This is a genomic window from Yoonia sp. 208BN28-4 (assembly GCF_037543925.1).
Lineage (GTDB): Bacteria > Pseudomonadota > Alphaproteobacteria > Rhodobacterales > Rhodobacteraceae > Yoonia.
The window spans coordinates 780,371-798,205 of record NZ_JBBIFY010000001.1; the positions used below are offsets into that span (position 1 = coordinate 780,371).

Consider the following 17,835-nt stretch of genomic DNA (forward strand, 5'->3'; position numbering starts at 1 on the left):
GATGCCAAGCGTCCGGGGCTTTTTGCGATCAGGCCATCCAGAAAAACTTAGTCAGATGATAAAAGATCGGCGCGGCGAAAACCACGCTGTCCAGCTGATCCACAAAGCCGCCCTGACCGGGGATCAGGTGTGACCAGTCCTTGACCCCGCGATCACGCTTGATGGCGGCAAAGACCAGATTGCCGAACATCCCCACGATGGATGCCAGCCCCGCCATCGCCATCGCACCGAGAATGCCAAAGGGCGTGATCCACGCCAGAAATCCGCCGATGACCGTGGCGCAGCCGACGCCGCAGGCAATGCCTTCCCACGTTTTGGGTGACAGATCGGGCGCGACCTTTGTTTTGCCGATCCGGCGACCGAAGAAGTATTCCAGCAGATCGCCCAACTGCACGACCATAATCAGGAACGCGATCAGCAGGACCGACCTGTCGCCATAGCCTTCGAAATCCAGCGTCATCAGCGCGGGCACGTGGCTGACACAAAAGACGGTGATCATCAGCCCCCATTGCGTTTCTGCCACGCGGATCAGAAAGCGTGTGGAATTGCCGCGCATCGCCGACACGATGGGCAGCAGCAAGAAGGCGTAGATCGGGATGAACGTCGTATAAAGCCCCTCCCATTCGCACCAGACGAACAGGTACTGCAGCGGCAGCACCGCAAAGAACGCCAGCGCCAGCGACAGGTGATCGGCGCGTGCTTTGGCGGTCAATGTCAGAAATTCGCGCAAGGCGGCAAAGCTTGCGAACATGAACAGGATCACCACGCCCAGCCTGCCCGAGATCAGCGCCAGACTGATCAGGATCACCATACCCCACCAGCTTTCGACACGGGTCATATAGGTTTCCAGCACCGGATTTTGCGTGCCTGGCGCCTGACGGTTGCGGATCAGCTCACCAAAAAGCGTCAGCGCCACAAGAATACCCACGCCGCCCAGCGTCAGCAGGATAATGTCAGACGTCGTGCTGTTCATTGCTGCGCCTCGGCGGTCTTGGTCTCGGCCACGGGCGCATCGCCCAATCCGGGTTCTGCGGGGCGCAGGTCGGCTAGCGCCTTGGCCGCGCGGGCCAGAAACGCATCCTTGTCCTCGCCCTCTTGCACGTGGACAGGCGCGCCAAACGTGACGGTGCAAATCAGCGGCAGAGGGATCACTTCACCCTTGGGCATGATGGTATTCAGGTTGGCGACCCAAGTGGGTACAAGATCCACATCGGGGCGGGCTAGGCCCATGTTATAAAGCCCCGCCTTGAACGGCAGCAGCGGATCTTCGGTCATGTTGCGGTTGCCTTCGGGAAAGATGATCAGCGATGATCCTTCGTCCAGGGCCGCAAGTATCTTGTCCATCGGCTTATCATTCACCTCTGGCCGCCGGTCGATCAGCACGCAGTTGAAAACCTCTGGCCCGACAAAGGCGCGGATCGGGTTCTTCAGCCAGTAATCCGCCGCCGCCACAGGCCGGACCTGCCGCCGCAGTGCCAAGGGCAGGACCGACCAGATCATCGGCATATCCCCGTTTGACGTGTGATTAGCATAGTAGACGCGCTGACGCGGCACGGGTTCGATCCCCTGCCAGTCGGCCCGCACAGCGGTGATAAAGCGGGCAAAAAGCCGGATGGCGTTGCCGACAATCACGGCAGCAAAAGCGCGGAGTTTTTTCATCGCTACAGCTTGCATGACAGGGTGACGTTTGGGAAGTGGGATGTTTCGTTTTCGCCCATCGATCAACTGCCTGCGTGACGGACTATTCCGCTTTCACCGGCGCACCACCTGCAAAATTGTTCACCTCGTGATAGCTGATCGGACCGTCCTGCATTTGCAGGTGCAGACCGTCATCGGTGTAGGGATGCGCGCGGGCCAGTTCTTCGTCCACCTCGATGCCAAGACCGGCAGCGGTTGGCACAGGAATATAGCCGTCCTCAACCGTCAGGCCGTTCTTGATCAGGTCACAATGGAAAGGGGTCTCAATCGTTTCAGCCATGAGGATATTGGGGATCGCGGCGGCCAGTTGCACGTTCGCGGCCCATTCAATTGGTCCTGCGTAAAGATGCGGGGCCATCTGCGCGTTGTAGGCTTCGGCCAGAGTGGCGATTTTCTTGGCCTCCCAAATGCCGCCGCACCGTCCCAAGGCTGGTTGCAGGATGGTCGCCGCCCCGCCCCGCAAGACCTGCGCAAACTCGGCCTTGGTGGTCAGTCGCTCACCCGTCGCAACGGGGATCGACACGGCGCTTGCGACCTTTGCCATTTCGTGCGGATTGTCGGGCGGGATCGGCTCTTCGTACCAAAGCGGGCTGTAGGGTGCTATGGCCTGTCCCAGCCGGATCGCACCTGCCGTGCTGAACTGCCCGTGCGTGCCAAAAAGCAGATCGGCACGGTCGCTTACCGCCTCTCGGATCGCTTTGCAGAATGCGACTGACATGGAGATGTCATGCATCGACGGCATATGCCCGCCTCGCACGGTGTAGGGGCCAGCAGGATCGAATTTCACCGCCGTATAGCCCTTTTCCACCATCGCAGCAGCGGACTCCGCCGCCATGTCGGGGCTGGCCCAGAACGCGGGCAGGCTATGGCCCTCTTGCGGATAAAGGTAGGTATAGGCGCGGATACGGTCATTCGTGCGCCCGCCAATCAGCGCGTGCACGGGGCGGTCACGATCCTTGCCCAGAATATCCCAACAGGCAATCTCAAGCCCGGACCAAGCGCCCATGACTGTCAGATCAGGCCGCTGCGTGAACCCCGCCGAATAAGCGCGGCGGAACATCAGTTCGATGTCCTCTGGGTTATTGCCCTCCATATGTCGCGCAAAGACGTCGCGGATCACATGGGTCATCGCGTCAGGGCCAACAGAGGAGGCGTAACACTCACCCCAGCCCGTGATGCCAGTATCAGTCGTGACCTTAACCAAAATCCAATAGCGCCCGCCCCAACCGGGGGAAGGGGGTGCGGTGACGATGATGTCGAGGTCTTGCAGTTTCATAGTCTGTAGGGACCTTTTTGAGTATTTTGGAAAAAGCGAGATCGGGTCAGTCGTCGAACATGATCACGTTGCGCCGCGCTGCACCGGTCTTGGTGTCGGCGATGGCCTCGTTGATCTGATCCAGCGACCAACGCCCAGAGATCAGCTCGTCCAGTTTCAGGCGGCCTTGTTGATAAAGATCGACCATCCACGGGATATCACGCTTGATGACCGTATCGCCCATCTTGGAGCCGACCAGCGCTTGTCCGACAGCGGCAACCATCGCAGGTTCGTATTGTGAAAGCTTGCCGGATGCAGGCATGCCGACCATCACAACCTTACCGCCATAGGCGAGGTATTTGGGGGCCGTATCAAACGCGGGTATCGCGCCGACGGTCACGAAGACGGCATCCGCACCGCGCCCCATCGCCTTTTTCGCGGCACGCCACGGGGCGTCATCTGTGGCCAGCACGCCGTCCGTCGCTCCGAACTCTTTGGCGATGGCGAGTTTTTCTTCGCTCATATCCACCGCGATGATGCGGCGTGCGCCCGCAATCCGCGCGCCTTGAATGGCGTTCAGTCCGACACCGCCCGCGCCAATGACAACGCAGTCTTGCCCCGCCCGCAGATTGGCAGCATTCACCACAGCCCCGACGCCAGTGATCACGCCGCAGGCCAGCAGGGACGCTGCATCAAGTGGCATATCGGAGGGGAGCTTCACGATCTGGCTTTGGTCGACCACCACAGCCTCTGCAAATGCACCAGAGGCCATCGCCTGATGCAGCTTGCCGCCGTCTGCGGTCTTTAGCGGGCCATGGTCGCCGTCATAGCCGGTTTCGCAAATCGTAGGTTTGCCAGATGCACAAGACGGGCACGACCCGCAGGCGCGGATCAGGGTGACGACCACTGCGTCACCCACAGCCAGACCCTGCACGCCGTCACCGACAGCCGTCACATGACCAGCAGCCTCGTGACCATAGACCGCAGGCAACGACCCGCCCCACGCCCCGTCTGCATAAGATATGTCGGAATGGCAGATCGCGCAGGCCTTCAGCTTGACCGCAACCTCGCCCGCAATCGGGGCACGCAGGTCCACGTCTTCGATAACAAGGGGATCGCCAAAATTGTGGCAAACGGCAGCTTTGATTGTGGGCATGGTGCAGTCCTGAAAACGGGTGTTTGGTCCGCTCACTCTGGCACCGCGCGACATAAACGCAAGTGGGGTTTTAGCTGCTGTTGTCCGGTTGCGTGTCCGCGTCAGGGGCCGCACGCAAAAATATGAGGATGCACACGATGGTCAGCGCACCACCCAACAAGAAGGGCGCGCCGGGCAGGTAGATCGGCGCATCGCTCTGGGTGAAGTAAAAGAAGGTCTGCGTCATCACCATCGGGGCCACGATTGTCGCCACGGCGTTGATCGAAGCCAGCGCGCCTTGTAGTTCGCCCTGCTGATCGTCGGCGGCGGTGCGCGACATGATCCCTTGCAAGGCAGGTCCGGCAATCGACCCCAAAGCGGTCAGGGGCGTCAGCGCCAGTGCAATCCAGCCGTTGGTCACAAAGCCAAGTGCTACAAAAGCACCAACGTCAATCAAGAGGCCAAAGACCACCGCGTTCCGCTCTCCGATGCGGCGCAGGATCGGTTTCATCAGCACGCCTTGCACCACGGCAATGCCGATGCCGAAGATGCCGAGCGACAGGCCGATCATCGACGGGCTCCACCCGAATTGTAGGGCGCCGAAATAGGCCCAGACACCGGGGTAAACGAAGAATGCGATGGCGTAGATAAAGATGATCGTCATCAACCGGCCCAGACCGGGCAACTGTCCGATGTGCTTAAATGCACCCAGCGGGTTTGCACGCCGCCACATAAACGGGCGGCGGATACGGTCGGTGACAGTTTCCGGCAAAACAAAATAGCCAAAGATCGCATTGGCAGCAGCAAGGAACGCGGCAGCCCAGAACGGCGCGCGTGTCCCGTATTCGGCCAGCACACCGCCAATCAGTGGGCCAAGCACGAAGCCCACACCAAAGGCCGCACCGATCAGGCCAAAGTTGCCTGCCTTTTCGTCGGGCTTGGAAATATCGGCCATATAGGCCGCCGCCGTTGATTGCGTGGCAGCCGTAATCCCGCCGATAATCCGGCCCACAATCAGCAACCAGATCGTGCCAGCCACCGCCATCAGCACATAGTCAAACGCCATCACCACCAGCGAAATCAGCAGCACCGGTCTGCGCCCGAACCGGTCTGACAGGCTGCCGATGGTAGGGCCGAACAGAAACTGCATCGCGGCGAAAATTGTGGTGAGGATACCGCCCCACAGAGCCGCTTGCCCGATATTGCCGCCGTTAATCTCGCGGATCAGGTCGGGCATCACAGGCATGATCAGGCCAATGCCCATGCTGTCCATCACGACGGACAGCAAGATAAAGGTAACAGCAAGGCGATTGTTCATCGGGCGGACCTGATCTGTGGTCCTCTTGGGTTAAACTGTTCGGTTCAGTTTGCAACCCTTGTCTGGGTGCCGGTCAATGTCGCAAGCCCAAGGCACAGTTGCGGCAGCGCAAGATTGGCAACAAGACGACCTGTTGCAGTATCTTCAGCGGCAAGCAGAGGCTGGCACAAATGCGGGATCATCTGCGCGACAGCCTCTTGCGCGGGCGTGTGCGCGGTAGTCATTTCGGCGGTATCAAGCGCCCATTGCGCAAAGCAAATCAGGCCATGTGCGGGCGAGGCATCGTCGCCCGCGTCTTGCAGGCCCAGCCCCTTGGCTAGACCGGCCCGCGTGGCGGCATCGCGGTGATAGGCGCGCAGCAGATGCGGGCGCAGGTTATCAAGGGCGCCAGCGGACTGGCTTTCGGGATGCAGGCGCGTTTGGAAGATGCCCAGGACCTGCCGCATCCGCAGCGCACGGGCCGTGGCGGCTGTCAAAGCTGTATCGCTGTCGTGGTGCACCCACTTGGCGTGCTCGGGCGCTTTCATCTCGTTTTGGAATGCGGCGATCAATGCGGCGACCGGATCGCCGCTTTCGCCAGTGACCTGATGCAAGCCTGCCGGATCGACCTGAATTTCCATGCCCGCGCGCTGGATCGCCTGCGCGCTGATCTCTGGCACGGTGCCTGATTTGGCCTGCGTCAGTGCAAGCGTGCCCATCACCAGCAATTCCGCCCGCAGAACGGCCGTATCTGTAAACAACGGGGCGATGTCTGCATCGTGAAAAACGCTGCGCCAGATCGGGCTGTCAAAAGGTGTGGCGGGCATCAGAAGGGCTTTCGGCTAGTAGCTGTCGTCGCGGATCATATGCCCTGTTCGGGTCATGAAGTCATTGAGGATTTGCGCGTAGCCTGCGGGATTATCCACGCACGGCAGGTGCCCCACGCGCCGCATCAGCGCAAACTGCGAACCGGGCACAAGGTCCGTGGTCTCGCGCACCATGTCGGGCGGCGTCGTTTTGTCCTCAGACCCCGCGATACCCAATGTCGGCAAACGCAGACCGGATGTGGGCGTATAGAAATCAGTGCCCGCAATCGCCGCACATGTCCCGATGTATCCGGTGGCGGAGGTCGCAACCAACATATCGCGCCAAGGCACCATCGCGGGTGTGGCGTAGAAATCCCGCCCGAACCACCGCTGCATGATGCCGTCGGCCATCATGGCAAGACCATCGTTTTTGACCGCCGCGATCCGGTCATCCCACATCTTGGCATTGCCGATCTTTGCGGCTGTATTCGACAGCACTATCGCGCGGACCTGATCGGGCCGCTTCACGGCAAGCCCTTGCGCCACAAGCCCGCCAACGGACAGACCCACGAACATGCAATCGCGCACCTTTGCAGCATCGCAGACTGCCTCGGCATCCTTGATCAGCGCACCCATCGTGTATGGCCCGTCCGGCACATCGGACCGACCATGCCCGCGCATGTCATAACGGATGATGCGCAGGTCGGCTGGAAGATGCTCAATGACCGCGTCCCACAGATGCAAGTTGGACCCAAGCGAGTTGCCGAAGACCAGCGTCGGTGCGTCAGCATCCTGCGGCCCGTCGATTTGCACATGCAGCGCTGTCTGACCGTTCATGACGCGTTTGGTCGGCATCGTGTTTCCCTTGAGTGTTATCTGAAAAAGATCAAGCCGCGCATTGGGTCATCCCCGCGCGGCTTCATCCCGTTGCCCTGCGATCCGAAACCGGATGCGAGCAACCCTCCCGCCGCGCAAGGAATGAAAAATCTGGGCGCGAGTCAAGCATATCATGAGGGCCCACAACCCAAGCGCGAATCGTGTAAATTCTCAAAGCGCTTTGAAAATCGTGAAAAATCGCTTTGTGACGCTCCGTCGTTTCGGGTGAAAGGCCGCAAAAGGCGGGTTTTCCTTACTATGTGGCCCGGCCCCCCGCATGGCAAAACAGAGCAGTAGACGAATGCGATGCGAAAAGGGATGAAATGCGCTTCGACATTGATGGTGCCACCTTTGAAACCCTTGATGGGTTCTTTGACGTGGCCAGCCAAACGCTTGCTCCGGGGAAACCTGTGCGCCGTGACCTGAACGGATTTGACCGCATTTTGCGTGGTGGTCTGGGTCCGGCTGGGTCCGAAGCAACGCTGGTGTGGGCCAACAGCGAGAAATCGCGCTGGGACCTTGGCTATGCCGAAACCCTGCGCGTCCTTCAGGCGCGGCTGGATCAGGTGCCTGCGCCGCAGCGTGCCTTTGTGCTTGCCGATATTGCCAACGCCGAGGCCGGACAGGGCGCGACCGTCTATGATTGGGTTGTTGATGTGATTGCCCGCCACGGTCCGGGTGGACCGGCCGAAGAGGACAATATCAGGCTGGTGCTGGACTAGGCCGGATCGTCATCCTGCAACAGGCGCATATGCGCGATGATCTGACCGTGATCTGACGCCAGTTTGTTGTAAGGGGCCTCAGGATGGCTCCCATCGGTCAGGTGATCGTTCAAGACGCTGAAATAGTCCATCTCACCGATGCGGTCGGCGTGGTCGGGCTGGAAGTGTCGTGACATCAGGATCTGGTCGATGCTTTCGAACACGCCGCCAAACGCCGATGTATAGACCATGTCGCGCAGCGACTTTTTCACAAACAGCTTTTCGGCCGACACCAGTTTCACGGCGGCAATCTTTTCCTGAATGATCCCGTTTTCGTCGTCGCTATAGCGATCAGAGCGATGTTCGGGATTGTGGCGCCGCATCCAAGCATAATTCTTGAAGGCGGTTTCACCGGTAATGATTTCAGAAGACACGGCGTGTTCGCTGTCATTGAAGTCGCCCAGCACCATCACGGGCCGTCCCTTGTCCAGCTCTGCCACTACGGCGCGTCGTAGGACCCATGCTTCGGCCATCCGGCGCAGACCTGCGCGCAGACTGCCCATCGCGCGGCCCAACGGGTCGTAATTCACCAAGTCGGCAGCAGGTGGAAACGCAGCGCCCGCAGGTTTGTCCAACTCGCCCAGCTTTGATTTCAGGTGACAGTTGAAAACGGTCACCACCGCGTTGCCCACCGGCACGCGCACTTTCAGGATCGGGCGCGACAGGCGGGTCAGCCGGTAAGAGCCTGCGTCGCTGCCGTCCAGTTCGGAAAACGGGATGTCGACCGGCTCTGGCAGATCCTGAATGATCTGCGGATCGCCCACAAAACCAAAGCGCGACAGCACCGCCACACCGGGTCGCCGTTCACCGGGCCCGCCGTCATTGGCGTTGGGCGCAAAAGCCAGCGCCGCGTCCGTGTAGGGCCTATAAGCCAGCTTGCGGAAAATGGCCTTGCGGGCATAGCGCTTGGACCCGTCAGGGATCGTGACGGCGTTTGCCTCGATCCCCATGGCATCACATTCCGCGATGACGGCGCGCAGTGGTGCTTCGTCAAAAATCTCTTGGAAGCAGACGATATCTGACGACATCTGCAACAACTGATCCGCCAGCCATGCCTCTTTCCACGCGTATTCTTCGGGGGTGTATTGCTCGAACCGGTAGTATTCCTGATCTGCGCCGATCAGGTTTTTGACGTTGAAGCTGGCGATGGTGAATTCGGTCATTACGATCTCTTATTGCAAGGTTGCAAGCGCGCGTGAAAAGAGCGGCGCATCAACGTTACCGCCCGATACAACAGCAATCACGGCATCGCCTTCAAACAGGTCAGGGTAAAGCATGGCCGCCGCAAGCCCCACAGCGCCACCAGGTTCGATCACAATGCGCAGACGTTCAAAGGCGATGGCCATGGTGCGCAGGCAATCGTCCTCGGTGACAACAATCCCGTCGCCGCAATGGCTTTGCAGGATCGGGAACGTGACCTTGCCGGGCTGCGGAGTGATGATCGCATCGCAAATGGATCCATCGGTCCGGTTGTTGCGCTGTATCGCGCCCGCCCGCAGGGACCGCGCTACATCGTCAAACCCTTCGGGTTCAACGGGCCGAACCTGCATATCGGGCGCATCCGCAGCAAGCGCCAGTGCGATGCCCGATGTCAGCCCGCCACCGCCGCAACAGACGGTGACAGTGGCCTTGGTCACGCCCATTGCTGCCGCCTGCTGCGCAATCTCAAGGCCCACGGTCCCTTGGCCCGCGATGACAAGCGGTTCGTCAAACGGGCGGATCAGCGTCATGCCGCGCTCATGGGCAATCTCTTCACCGATGGCATCGCGGTCGTCTTTTTCGCGGTCGTAGGTGATGACATCCGCGCCAAGCGCTTTGGTATTGGCCAGTTTCACCGCAGGCGCGTCGGACGGCATCAGGATCACCGACTTTGCACCGTGCGCCGTGGCAGCCATCGCTACCCCTTGTGCGTGATTGCCGCTTGAGAAGGCGAACACGCCTTTATCAAGGGCGGCCTGATCCAGGGCCGACACCGCTGACCACGCGCCGCGAAATTTGAACGATCCGGTTTTCTGCAAGCATTCGGGTTTGATCAGCACGCGCCGCCCGGCGATATCGTCAATAAACGGAGACGTCAGCATTGGTGTGCGCACCGCGTGGCCTTCGATCCGTTTGGCGGCAGCGCGGATCATGTCGATGTTCATGGCAGTTGTCCGATCCATTTCTGCAACGCATCCAGCGCTTCGGGTTCATCAAGAAACGGCACATGCCCACGCCCCGGCACATCGGCGCGGATCATATCAGGACGCCGCCGCGCCATTTCATCGGCAGTTTCGATGGTCAGAAGATCGGAGTTCGCCCCGCGGATCAGCGCCAACGGAAGACCGTCCATCGCCTCGAACAGGGGCCAAAGATCGGGTGCGGGCTGCGCACCTGCGTCCAGCACAGCATCGCGCAGCTTGGCGTCATAGCGGATGACCAAACCATCGGGCGTTTCTTTGTAGTGGTTGCTAACCTCGGCCAGCCAACGCTCCATTGGAACATCGTCGAAATGCACCCATGCCTTGGCGCGAAAGGCGGCAGCCTCGGCGTAGGTTTTTTGTTTGGGATTGCGGCCCAGATAGTCCTTGATCACGTCCAGTCCGGTTTGCGCGATCTCTGGCCCGATGTCATTGAGCGCCACACCGGTCAGCCTGTCCTTTGCGGTCGCGGCGATCACCATCGCAATCAATCCACCGCGTGAGGTGCCAAGGATGGCGGCCCTATCCAGCCCCATATGATCCATGAGCGCCAGCACATCTGCCGCCTCGCGCGGGATCGTGTAGGTCGCGGGGTCGGCCCAGTCCGAGCGTCCCCGCCCACGGTAATCCATGCGGATCAGATGCACATCCAGATGGGGCGCGACATGGTCAAAATCATGTGTGTTCCGTGTCAGTCCGGGCAAGGCGATGACGGGCGTGCCGCTGCCGCTTTCTTCGTAGTAGATGTTTACACCATCGGCGGTTTGAAACTCTGGCATTTAAGTTAGCTCCGGTATCTTGGTCAGGTCAGGCAAGACGTGGTGCGGTGTGGCGTAAAGCCTGTCCACCGGTTCCTGCGCGCGGTTCACCCACACGGTTTGAAAACCGTATCCCGCGGCACCGGCAGCGTCCCAACCGTTGGATGACACAAACAGCACCTCGTCTTTGGCGCAGCCGAAATGCGCACCGACCATGTCATAAACGCTGGCGTGCGGCTTGAAGACGCCGACATCCTCTACCGACAGTGATGCGTCGAGAAGATCGGTCAATCCCGCCGATGTGACAGCGCCATCCAGCATGTCGGGGGACCCGTTTGACAGGATCGCGGTGTTCAGTCCCTTACCCTTCAGCGCAGCCAGCATGTCCGGCACCTCGGGATAAGCCTCCAGCTCCCAATAGAGCGCCAACAGACGTTCGCGGATCGCCGGATCGTCGATGTCGGAGGCCTCTAGCGCCCAGTCCAGACCGTCATGCGTGACCTGCCAAAAATCGCAGTGCTGCCCTGCGACTGCCCGCAGCCAAGTGTATTGCAATTGCTTGAGCCGCCAATCACGCGCCAGTGTGGGCCAGACATCGGTCAGCACTTTGCCTTCCGGTTCAGCCGCCGCCGCACGGGCCGCGGCGTTGACATCAAACAAGGTGCCATAGGCGTCAAAAATGCAGGTGGTGATGGTCATCGCAATCTCCCTTGGTGTCACGTTGGCACGGCTGGTGCGCGGCGAAAACCCCAAAGCGGTTTGCATCCCGACCCGCGCGTTGTTAGGCACCGTCCCTGATTGACGGAATAGAGAAAGCAAAGAGTATGAGCACCGCACAAAAAGGCGATACAGTTCAGATTCACTACACCGGCACGCTGTCCGACGGCACAGTTTTCGATAGCAGCCAAGGCCGCGATCCGCTGGAGTTTGAAGTCGGTTCGGGCATGATTATCCCCGGCCTTGATGTGGCGATCCCCGGCATGGCCGTGGGCGATAAGAAGATCGTGGAAATCCCCTGTGACCAAGCCTACGGCGAAGTGAACCCCGAGAACCGTCAGGCTGTCCCGCGCGATCAGTTCCCCGATGATATTCCGATGGAAGTTGGCACGCAGCTGCAAATGCAAACGCCGGATGGGCGCGCGATGATGGTCACAATCGCCGAAGTGGTTGACACCGAAGTGACGCTTGACGCCAACCACGCGCTCGCCGGGAAAGACCTCACGTTTGATGTTGAGATGGTGGCGATCAAGGCGGCGTAAGCTATCGTTGGTTAACAGCACGTTCACCTTGACCACCTAGCCTCCCGCTCGCGGCGATCCTTTGCCGTGATCGGAGGTGATGAAATGTGAACGAAAGTAAGTTCAGGCTTTGGACGATTGTGATCGCAGCGGTGACGCTACTTGTAACGATTGTCCGCCTTCTGGCAGAATTACAAATCTGGTAATTTGAAAAGAAGAAGCCCGGCAGAGTTGCACCTCTGCCGGGCTATTTTGTGATGAATGTGAACATCGCAAATTCAGACTGTGAAATATCTACTACCACTTCCCGAATTTTCTGTAAACGTCCTCTCCGGTTTGTGGTTAACCGCTAGAGATGCTCCGGCTGTGGCATCCCCAGCACGTGGAAACCACCGTCAACGCGGATAACCTCGCCGCTGGTATGGCTGCCGACGTCGGACGCCAGATAGACGGCGGTGCCGCCCACGGCTTCAAGCGTGGCATTGCCCAGGGGCGCGTTTTCACCTGTGTGCTTGTAGGTCTTGCGCGCGCCACCAATGGCCGCACCTGCCAGCGTTTTCATCGGGCCGGGGCTAATCGCGTTCACGCGGATACCCTGCTTACCCAGATCGTTCGCCAGATAGCGGGTCGCGCTTTCAAGTGCGGCCTTGGCCACGCCCATCACGTTGTAGAACGGCGTTACGCGGTTGCTGCCCTGATAGGTCAGCGTCAGCAGCGTACCGCCGTCCGGCATCATTTCGGATGCGCGGCGGGCCACGTCGATAAAGCTGAAACAAGAGATGGTCAGCGAATTGCGGAAGTTGTCAGCTGTCGTGTTGATAAACCGGCCCGTCAGCTGGTCCTTGTCGGAATAGGCTATGGCGTGGACGACAAAATCCAGCTTACCCCATTTTTCCTTGATCCCGTCAAAAGCTGCGTCCATCGACGCCGCGTCGGTCACATCTACGTCGACCATGAAGTCGGACCCGACAGAGGCTGCCAATGGTTCAAGCCGTTTGCCGAACGCTTCGCCCTGATACGTAAATGCCAGTTCGGCACCTGCTTCGGCCATCGCCTTGGCGATGCCCCACGCGATAGACCGTTCATTTGCGACGCCCATAATCAGGCCGCGCTTACCTTGCATCGAAATTGTCATCTGCGACCCTCGCCTTGTGTTTCCACCTGATTGGACGGTTGGCGTCGTAAGGTCAAGTTTCGGCTAGTCGTTCATCGCACCGATGATCTGGCTGAAATCAAGCGCATCTATTTCTTTCATCGACCAGTTTTCAAACTTGCGATTCTGCACCTGCTTTTCATCGAGTAGCTTGAACCCGCTGTGGCGCGGATCTTTTTCGATCGCGGCAAGCAGGCTTCGAATGGTCGCTTCTTCGCCTTCCAGCAACTGGCAGAAGTTGCGCCCGTTGTAGCCAAGCGCACCGGTGATGCCGCGTTCTGAATTGGCTGATTTGGCGTGTGCGATAATGGCGTCAACATCGGCGGGGGTGATGCCGGCGGCAGCGGTCGAAAAATATAGCGCTCTAAGCATGGTATTGGACTTTGTGTTCTGGTGGTGCACCAAAGGACCTGAAATCGCGGCTGACTTCAAGAATTTTGTGCCGCAGAGATCGGCCGCAACGTGGGCTCAGGTGTCTTGCAGCTTGCTCAGAAGCATCGACCCGTTGGTGCCGCCAAACCCGAAAGAGTTGGTCATGACCGTATCAAGACCTGCGTTTTCAACCAGTTCGGTGGCAATTTCTTTGGGCTTCAGGGCAGGGTCAAGTTCTTCGACGTTGATCGATGGCGCGATGAAATCATGCTCCAGCATTAGCAGGCAATAGACGGCCTCGGACGCGCCCGTGGCCCCTTGGGAGTGGCCGGTCATGGACTTGGTCGATGAAACAGGCGGAGTGCTGCCCTCGCCAAAGACACGGCGAACGGCCTCAATCTCGCCCACGTCGCCCACGGGTGTGGATGTGCCGTGTGCGTTGATGTAGCTGATCTTGCGGCCTTCGGGCAGTGTGTTCAGCGCGCCGCGCATCGCGCGTTCGCCGCCTTCACCGGATGGCGCGACCATGTCGGCCCCGTCTGATGTGGCCGAGAAGCCGGTCACTTCGGCGTAGATTTTGGCACCACGCGCCTGCGCGCCTTCAAGGCTTTCCAGCACGACCATCGCGCCGCCGCCCGCGATCACAAAACCATCACGGCCCGCGTCAAACGCGCGGGAGGCGCGCTCCGGCGTATCGTTGTATTTGGACGACATAGCGCCCATCGCGTCAAAAAGGCAGGACAGCGTCCAGTCCAGTTCTTCGCCGCCACCCGCAAACATCGTGTCTTGAGTGCCAAGCGCGATTTGCTGCGCGGCCATGCCGATGCAGTGCAGCGAAGTCGAACAGGCCGACGTAATCGAAAAGTTCATACCCTTGATCTTGAACGCCGTCGCAAGGTTCGCGCTGACGGTGGATGACATCGTCTTGGGCACCGCAAATGGCCCTATCCGCTTGGTCGCGCCTGTGTTCTCAACCACCTTGTGAGCGGCGAACATGGCCGATGTGGATGGCCCGCCAGAGCCTGCAATGACGCCCGTCATCGGGTTCACGATCTGGTCATCGTCCAGCCCCGCATCGGCAATGGCCTGTTGCATCGCGATGTAGGAATAGGCGGCACCGGGCCCCATGAAACGCAGCGTGCGCTTGTCCACGTGATCGGCCACATCCAGTTTCAGCGTGCCAGCGATCTGGCTGCGAAAGCCGTGCTCCGCCATCTCGGGCGATGCCTCGATCCCGGACTTGCCCGCCTTCAGCGACGCCAGCACCTCGTCTGCGTTGTTTCCGATGGGGGATACGATCCCCAGACCTGTGACGACGACACGACGCATGACCGCTCCTTTTCTCATTGTTGCGGCCTATTTAGGCCGCGTCACGATCAAGGCGCAAGGGCAAGGCTGTCAGGGGAGCTTATTTGTAGGTCTCGCGGCGGCTGCCAAAGTCGTGCACACGCTTGCGCCACGCGCGGTAGCTGCCGGGGCGCAGGTTGTCGCGCATCAGGGTTTTCACCTGCTTTTCCTTCAGCCCGTATTCCCGTTCGATATCGGCAAAGCTGACGTGGTCGGACAGCGCCATCTGCACGATCTCGCTTTTATGCGCGGCGGACAATTCGGGTTCATCGGGCATCAGGGCATCCCTGATACTTGCACGCCGTCCAGCACTTCGGGGCTGACATCGCCCCCGTCATTGCCGTGCAGCACGCTCACATCGCCGGTCGGCTCAAAAATCACGGCATGCACGCGGTCAAGGTTGTAGGCGTTTGCCTCGCGCAGTTTGCCGTAAAGATCGGATTCGGTCATGCGGGATTTATGCAGGTTCTCGTGGAAAATCTCGCCATTGCGCATCAGCATCAGCGGCGCATTATCGATCCGCTGGCGTGCAGGTTCGGATGCAGCGCGCAGCCACGCAATGAACGCCTGCACTGCAAAAAGTGCGGCCAACGCCGCGACGCCCAACAGCACGCTTTCCTTTGGCGAAATGACCGAGCTTGCGATGACCGACCCGCAAGCAACCGTGATTGCAAAATCAAACGACGACATTTTCGAGAATGATCGCAGTCCGTTGATGCGGATCAACACCACCACCGTGATGACGCATACGATGGCCCGCAAGAAAATCTCGATCAGGTCGTAAAACATGCTGTATTCCTATGATTTATTTGCTGCGCCACATCGGACACAGACGATGAAAAGCCACGACAGGGTCAGGACCAGCGCGAATGCGATCAGCCCCAAATAACGTTCGTAGATGCCATCCCATTTGGTCGGCAGGATAAAGAAGATCGGTGCTGACACGGCCCAAAGTGCGGCAATCCCCAGCAGGATATAACGAAACTTATGCGCAACCGTCGCGGCCCCTTCGGCCAGCGCCCACGGTGTGATCGTCATCAGGGCACCCATCGCGTAGACAAGGTAATAATGGATCACCACGCCTTCGTTATCGTTGTCGCCGTATTCGTTCCGCGCACCCACCAGAAAGATGATCTGCGCCAATGACGCAAGGCCAACGATCCCGATGCTCCAACGCGTGCTGCCAAAATGCAGGTGTGACGCCATCAACGCGCAGGCAATCAGAGAGGTTGAAAAGGCATAGATGCCCATGTCGGCAATGAATTCGTATTTGCCCGCACCCAGATCGCTGATCGTATCGGCAATCCAATCGTGATCGGGCACGATAATGTCGGCAATCACTACGCAGGCGAAAAAGACGACACAGCCCGCAATCGCCAGATAGGCCAGGACCTGCACAAATGTGCTGTTGTCCTTGGGGCCAAATTCAATGTCTTCAATCATCGTTCAGCGGGTCATGACCCCAGTTCATCAGCGAATAGCGCCAGTCGGAGTTTTCCACGTCATCATCAGGTCCGCCCTGCGACAGATGCCGCTTGATGTAGCCCACGACCGTGGCCATGTGGTCCCACTGGTCGTCGGTGATGTTGTCTTTGTTGGTGCGCTTGATGGTCACGATGCGGCGGCCCGATTTATGACCCGTGCTCTCGCCGTCGTCGGTATCGCCTACCGATTTGCTTTCCTCGGTCTCCAACCAGTCCTCAAGCTCTTGCGGCGCCATGTTGACCAGATCGCGCCACTCGTCCCAGATTTCGTCGTGTGATTTTGAAGATGACATGTCAGCCTCCTGTCTTGTGTTGGGAACTCAACAGGACGGGGCGGGGATGGTTCCTTGGCGATTGGGCTAGCGAAACTGCTCTGGCGCGTATTTGAGCAGCACAGGCACGACCAGTTCCTCTTCATCCACCAGATGCCGGTCCAGCATACGGGTGAAATCGGTCAGCGTGTTCTGGAAGGTGGAAGTGGCCGTCGTCAGTCCGTTTTTGTCGGTCAATTGCCGCTGCAAAACGGCATTGGCGTCAGTGGCCAAGCCATTCAGCAGCCCGTCCATCGCATGATGGTCGCGGTCCAGAATATCAAAGCCAGCCGCGGCCGCTTGGTCCAGCGTCGCCATCACAGGAAAATAATGCGCGTCTTCGATCTGGTGGTGGCCGTGTAGGTGGTTGATCAAATCGCCACCCAGCCGCGAGACATGCCGCTGGTATTGCAGCGGATCAAGCAATCCGGCCAATGCCTTATCGGTATCATCGGCCAGCATCTTGGTCAGCCGCCGGAACGACAGGTGCTTGTCCAGCCAGAAGGCGATCAGTTGCGAATAGTTGGGATGCGCGTCCCACGCATCGCGCGGAAATTCGGCAACCAGCGCCCGCAGCGCGTCGGGCAATCTGTCGCGCTGGGCGAGAGTCAGATCCATTTGTTAGCTTTCGCTGAGCGCCACTTTCATGTCCTTGACCTGATAGATGACCTCGCCATCGGCCTCTACAATCCCGTCAGCGACACCCATCGTCAGGCGGCGTGTTTGGATCGCTTTGGTAAAGTCGATCTTGTAGGTCAGCATCTTGCGGTCAGGACGCACCATGCCGGTCAGTTTCACCTCGCCCACGCCCAGCGCATAACCGCGCCCCTGCCAGCCGCGCCAGCCAAGGTTAAAGCCGGTCAGTTGCCACAAACCATCCAGCCCCAGACAGCCGGGCATGATCGGGTTGCCGGGGAAGTGGCATTCAAAGAACCACAGGTCCGGCGTGATATCGAACTCGGCCACGATGTGACCTTTGCCATGCGCGCCACCGTCGGCAGAGACATCCGTAATTCGGTCCATCATCAGCATGGGCGGCGCAGGAAGCTGCGCGTTGCCTTCGCCGAACAATTCGCCACGGGCGCATTTCAGCAGATCGTCTTTGTCAAAGCTGGTGGGGAAATCGGCCATAGGTGTCTCTTTTCATAAGATATTGCTTTGCCT

At 59.3% G+C, this 17,835-nt stretch carries 22 protein-coding genes; 2 read left to right on the forward strand and 20 right to left on the reverse strand.

Annotated features, from left to right (window positions below; all coding sequences use genetic code 11):
- Positions 1 to 28: 28 nt before the first annotated feature.
- The 7 genes from V8J84_RS03990 to pcaD all read right to left on the reverse strand — a co-directional run bounded on the left by V8J84_RS03990 (position 29) and on the right by pcaD (position 7,046).
- Complete coding sequence (locus tag V8J84_RS03990; protein WP_339928330.1) at positions 29 to 973, reverse strand: phosphatidate cytidylyltransferase; 945 nt, start codon at positions 971 to 973, stop codon at positions 29 to 31.
- A complete protein-coding gene (locus tag V8J84_RS03995) occupies positions 970 to 1,659 on the reverse strand; it encodes a lysophospholipid acyltransferase family protein (RefSeq protein ID WP_339928332.1) in 690 nt (229 codons plus the stop codon). Before V8J84_RS03995 ends, V8J84_RS03990 begins: the two co-directional genes overlap by 4 nt.
- 82 nt (positions 1,660 to 1,741) lie before the next feature.
- Complete coding sequence (locus V8J84_RS04000; protein WP_339928334.1) at positions 1,742 to 2,974, reverse strand: mandelate racemase/muconate lactonizing enzyme family protein; 1,233 nt, start codon at positions 2,972 to 2,974, stop codon at positions 1,742 to 1,744.
- Positions 2,975 to 3,020: 46 nt separating this feature from the next.
- Complete coding sequence (locus tag V8J84_RS04005; RefSeq protein ID WP_339928336.1) at positions 3,021 to 4,109, reverse strand: Zn-dependent alcohol dehydrogenase; 1,089 nt, start codon at positions 4,107 to 4,109, stop codon at positions 3,021 to 3,023.
- Between the two features lie 70 nt (positions 4,110 to 4,179).
- Positions 4,180 to 5,406 (reverse strand): TCR/Tet family MFS transporter, encoded by a 1,227-nt coding sequence (locus tag V8J84_RS04010; RefSeq protein ID WP_339928338.1) that lies wholly within the window; start codon positions 5,404 to 5,406, stop codon positions 4,180 to 4,182.
- Positions 5,407 to 5,450: 44 nt separating this feature from the next.
- A complete protein-coding gene (locus V8J84_RS04015; RefSeq protein ID WP_339928340.1) occupies positions 5,451 to 6,212 on the reverse strand; it encodes a hypothetical protein in 762 nt (253 codons plus the stop codon).
- Positions 6,213 to 6,227: 15 nt separating this feature from the next.
- Positions 6,228 to 7,046: a 3-oxoadipate enol-lactonase gene (gene pcaD, locus V8J84_RS04020; RefSeq protein ID WP_339928342.1), complete on the reverse strand. Its 819-nt coding sequence runs from the start codon at positions 7,044 to 7,046 to the stop codon at positions 6,228 to 6,230.
- 344 nt (positions 7,047 to 7,390) lie between these two features.
- On the opposite strand from pcaD, the gene V8J84_RS04025 reads away from it, so the two are divergent.
- Complete coding sequence (locus V8J84_RS04025; RefSeq protein ID WP_339928344.1) at positions 7,391 to 7,789, forward strand: hypothetical protein; 399 nt, start codon at positions 7,391 to 7,393, stop codon at positions 7,787 to 7,789.
- Here the strand turns inward: V8J84_RS04025 and V8J84_RS04030 are convergent.
- The 4 genes from V8J84_RS04030 to V8J84_RS04045 are packed head-to-tail and all read right to left on the reverse strand — an operon-like array spanning position 7,786 to position 11,465.
- Positions 7,786 to 8,991, reverse strand: coding sequence for an endonuclease/exonuclease/phosphatase family protein (locus tag V8J84_RS04030; protein ID WP_339928346.1), 1,206 nt, complete (start codon positions 8,989 to 8,991; stop codon positions 7,786 to 7,788). The two genes, V8J84_RS04025 and V8J84_RS04030, sit on opposite strands and share 4 nt — an antisense overlap.
- 9 nt (positions 8,992 to 9,000) lie before the next feature.
- The gene (locus tag V8J84_RS04035) at positions 9,001 to 9,972 is read right to left on the reverse strand and encodes a threonine ammonia-lyase (protein ID WP_339929077.1); all 972 of its coding nucleotides are present in this window, start codon (positions 9,970 to 9,972) and stop codon (positions 9,001 to 9,003) included.
- Positions 9,969 to 10,787, reverse strand: coding sequence for an alpha/beta fold hydrolase (locus tag V8J84_RS04040; protein WP_339928348.1), 819 nt, complete (start codon positions 10,785 to 10,787; stop codon positions 9,969 to 9,971). The genes V8J84_RS04035 and V8J84_RS04040 overlap by 4 nt, the downstream gene beginning before the upstream one ends.
- The gene (locus V8J84_RS04045; protein ID WP_339928350.1) at positions 10,788 to 11,465 is read right to left on the reverse strand and encodes a haloacid dehalogenase type II; all 678 of its coding nucleotides are present in this window, start codon (positions 11,463 to 11,465) and stop codon (positions 10,788 to 10,790) included. It abuts the gene before it with no gap.
- A gap of 125 nt (positions 11,466 to 11,590) precedes the next feature.
- On the opposite strand from V8J84_RS04045, the gene V8J84_RS04050 reads away from it, so the two are divergent.
- Entirely contained in the window at positions 11,591 to 12,025 is a 435-nt protein-coding gene (locus tag V8J84_RS04050; RefSeq protein ID WP_339928352.1) for an FKBP-type peptidyl-prolyl cis-trans isomerase, read from the forward strand.
- A gap of 328 nt (positions 12,026 to 12,353) precedes the next feature.
- Here the strand turns inward: V8J84_RS04050 and V8J84_RS04055 are convergent, their stop codons facing one another.
- The 9 genes from V8J84_RS04055 to fabA all read right to left on the reverse strand — a co-directional run bounded on the left by V8J84_RS04055 (position 12,354) and on the right by fabA (position 17,802).
- The gene (locus V8J84_RS04055) at positions 12,354 to 13,139 is read right to left on the reverse strand and encodes an enoyl-ACP reductase FabI (protein ID WP_339928354.1); all 786 of its coding nucleotides are present in this window, start codon (positions 13,137 to 13,139) and stop codon (positions 12,354 to 12,356) included.
- Between the two features lie 63 nt (positions 13,140 to 13,202).
- Positions 13,203 to 13,529, reverse strand: a complete 327-nt coding sequence (locus V8J84_RS04060; RefSeq protein ID WP_339928355.1) for a BLUF domain-containing protein — start codon at positions 13,527 to 13,529, stop codon at positions 13,203 to 13,205.
- Positions 13,530 to 13,625: 96 nt separating this feature from the next.
- Complete coding sequence (gene fabB, locus V8J84_RS04065) at positions 13,626 to 14,858, reverse strand: beta-ketoacyl-ACP synthase I (protein WP_339928356.1); 1,233 nt, start codon at positions 14,856 to 14,858, stop codon at positions 13,626 to 13,628.
- A 79-nt stretch (positions 14,859 to 14,937) separates the two neighbouring features.
- Positions 14,938 to 15,153: a DUF2805 domain-containing protein gene (locus V8J84_RS04070; RefSeq protein ID WP_339928357.1), complete on the reverse strand. Its 216-nt coding sequence runs from the start codon at positions 15,151 to 15,153 to the stop codon at positions 14,938 to 14,940.
- A complete protein-coding gene (locus V8J84_RS04075) occupies positions 15,153 to 15,665 on the reverse strand; it encodes a DUF421 domain-containing protein (RefSeq protein WP_339928358.1) in 513 nt (170 codons plus the stop codon). The genes V8J84_RS04070 and V8J84_RS04075 overlap by 1 nt, the downstream gene beginning before the upstream one ends.
- Before the next feature lie 9 nt (positions 15,666 to 15,674).
- Positions 15,675 to 16,319, reverse strand: a complete 645-nt coding sequence (locus V8J84_RS04080; protein WP_339928359.1) for a DUF998 domain-containing protein — start codon at positions 16,317 to 16,319, stop codon at positions 15,675 to 15,677.
- A complete protein-coding gene (locus tag V8J84_RS04085; protein ID WP_339928360.1) occupies positions 16,312 to 16,653 on the reverse strand; it encodes a DUF3140 domain-containing protein in 342 nt (113 codons plus the stop codon). The genes V8J84_RS04080 and V8J84_RS04085 overlap by 8 nt, the downstream gene beginning before the upstream one ends.
- 66 nt (positions 16,654 to 16,719) lie before the next feature.
- Complete coding sequence (locus V8J84_RS04090) at positions 16,720 to 17,289, reverse strand: hemerythrin domain-containing protein (protein ID WP_339928362.1); 570 nt, start codon at positions 17,287 to 17,289, stop codon at positions 16,720 to 16,722.
- Positions 17,290 to 17,292: 3 nt separating this feature from the next.
- Complete coding sequence (fabA, locus tag V8J84_RS04095) at positions 17,293 to 17,802, reverse strand: bifunctional 3-hydroxydecanoyl-ACP dehydratase/trans-2-decenoyl-ACP isomerase (protein ID WP_339928363.1); 510 nt, start codon at positions 17,800 to 17,802, stop codon at positions 17,293 to 17,295.
- Positions 17,803 to 17,835: the final 33 nt, after the last annotated feature.

Coding starts and splice junctions, on each gene's coding strand:
- V8J84_RS03990 (WP_339928330.1), bottom strand. CDS start 973: ATGAACAGCACGACGTCTGACATTATCCTGCTGACGCTGGGCGGCGTG.
- V8J84_RS03995 (WP_339928332.1), bottom strand. CDS start 1,659: ATGAAAAAACTCCGCGCTTTTGCTGCCGTGATTGTCGGCAACGCCATC.
- V8J84_RS04000 (WP_339928334.1), bottom strand. CDS start 2,974: ATGAAACTGCAAGACCTCGACATCATCGTCACCGCACCCCCTTCCCCC.
- V8J84_RS04005 (WP_339928336.1), bottom strand. CDS start 4,109: ATGCCCACAATCAAAGCTGCCGTTTGCCACAATTTTGGCGATCCCCTT.
- V8J84_RS04010 (WP_339928338.1), bottom strand. CDS start 5,406: ATGAACAATCGCCTTGCTGTTACCTTTATCTTGCTGTCCGTCGTGATG.
- V8J84_RS04015 (WP_339928340.1), bottom strand. CDS start 6,212: ATGCCCGCCACACCTTTTGACAGCCCGATCTGGCGCAGCGTTTTTCAC.
- pcaD (WP_339928342.1), bottom strand. CDS start 7,046: ATGCCGACCAAACGCGTCATGAACGGTCAGACAGCGCTGCATGTGCAA.
- V8J84_RS04025 (WP_339928344.1), top strand. CDS start 7,391: ATGCGCTTCGACATTGATGGTGCCACCTTTGAAACCCTTGATGGGTTC.
- V8J84_RS04030 (WP_339928346.1), bottom strand. CDS start 8,991: ATGACCGAATTCACCATCGCCAGCTTCAACGTCAAAAACCTGATCGGC.
- V8J84_RS04035 (WP_339929077.1), bottom strand. CDS start 9,972: ATGAACATCGACATGATCCGCGCTGCCGCCAAACGGATCGAAGGCCAC.
- V8J84_RS04040 (WP_339928348.1), bottom strand. CDS start 10,787: ATGCCAGAGTTTCAAACCGCCGATGGTGTAAACATCTACTACGAAGAA.
- V8J84_RS04045 (WP_339928350.1), bottom strand. CDS start 11,465: ATGACCATCACCACCTGCATTTTTGACGCCTATGGCACCTTGTTTGAT.
- V8J84_RS04050 (WP_339928352.1), top strand. CDS start 11,591: ATGAGCACCGCACAAAAAGGCGATACAGTTCAGATTCACTACACCGGC.
- V8J84_RS04055 (WP_339928354.1), bottom strand. CDS start 13,139: ATGACAATTTCGATGCAAGGTAAGCGCGGCCTGATTATGGGCGTCGCA.
- V8J84_RS04060 (WP_339928355.1), bottom strand. CDS start 13,529: ATGCTTAGAGCGCTATATTTTTCGACCGCTGCCGCCGGCATCACCCCC.
- fabB (WP_339928356.1), bottom strand. CDS start 14,858: ATGCGTCGTGTCGTCGTCACAGGTCTGGGGATCGTATCCCCCATCGGA.
- V8J84_RS04070 (WP_339928357.1), bottom strand. CDS start 15,153: ATGCCCGATGAACCCGAATTGTCCGCCGCGCATAAAAGCGAGATCGTG.
- V8J84_RS04075 (WP_339928358.1), bottom strand. CDS start 15,665: ATGTTTTACGACCTGATCGAGATTTTCTTGCGGGCCATCGTATGCGTC.
- V8J84_RS04080 (WP_339928359.1), bottom strand. CDS start 16,319: ATGATTGAAGACATTGAATTTGGCCCCAAGGACAACAGCACATTTGTG.
- V8J84_RS04085 (WP_339928360.1), bottom strand. CDS start 16,653: ATGTCATCTTCAAAATCACACGACGAAATCTGGGACGAGTGGCGCGAT.
- V8J84_RS04090 (WP_339928362.1), bottom strand. CDS start 17,289: ATGGATCTGACTCTCGCCCAGCGCGACAGATTGCCCGACGCGCTGCGG.
- fabA (WP_339928363.1), bottom strand. CDS start 17,802: ATGGCCGATTTCCCCACCAGCTTTGACAAAGACGATCTGCTGAAATGC.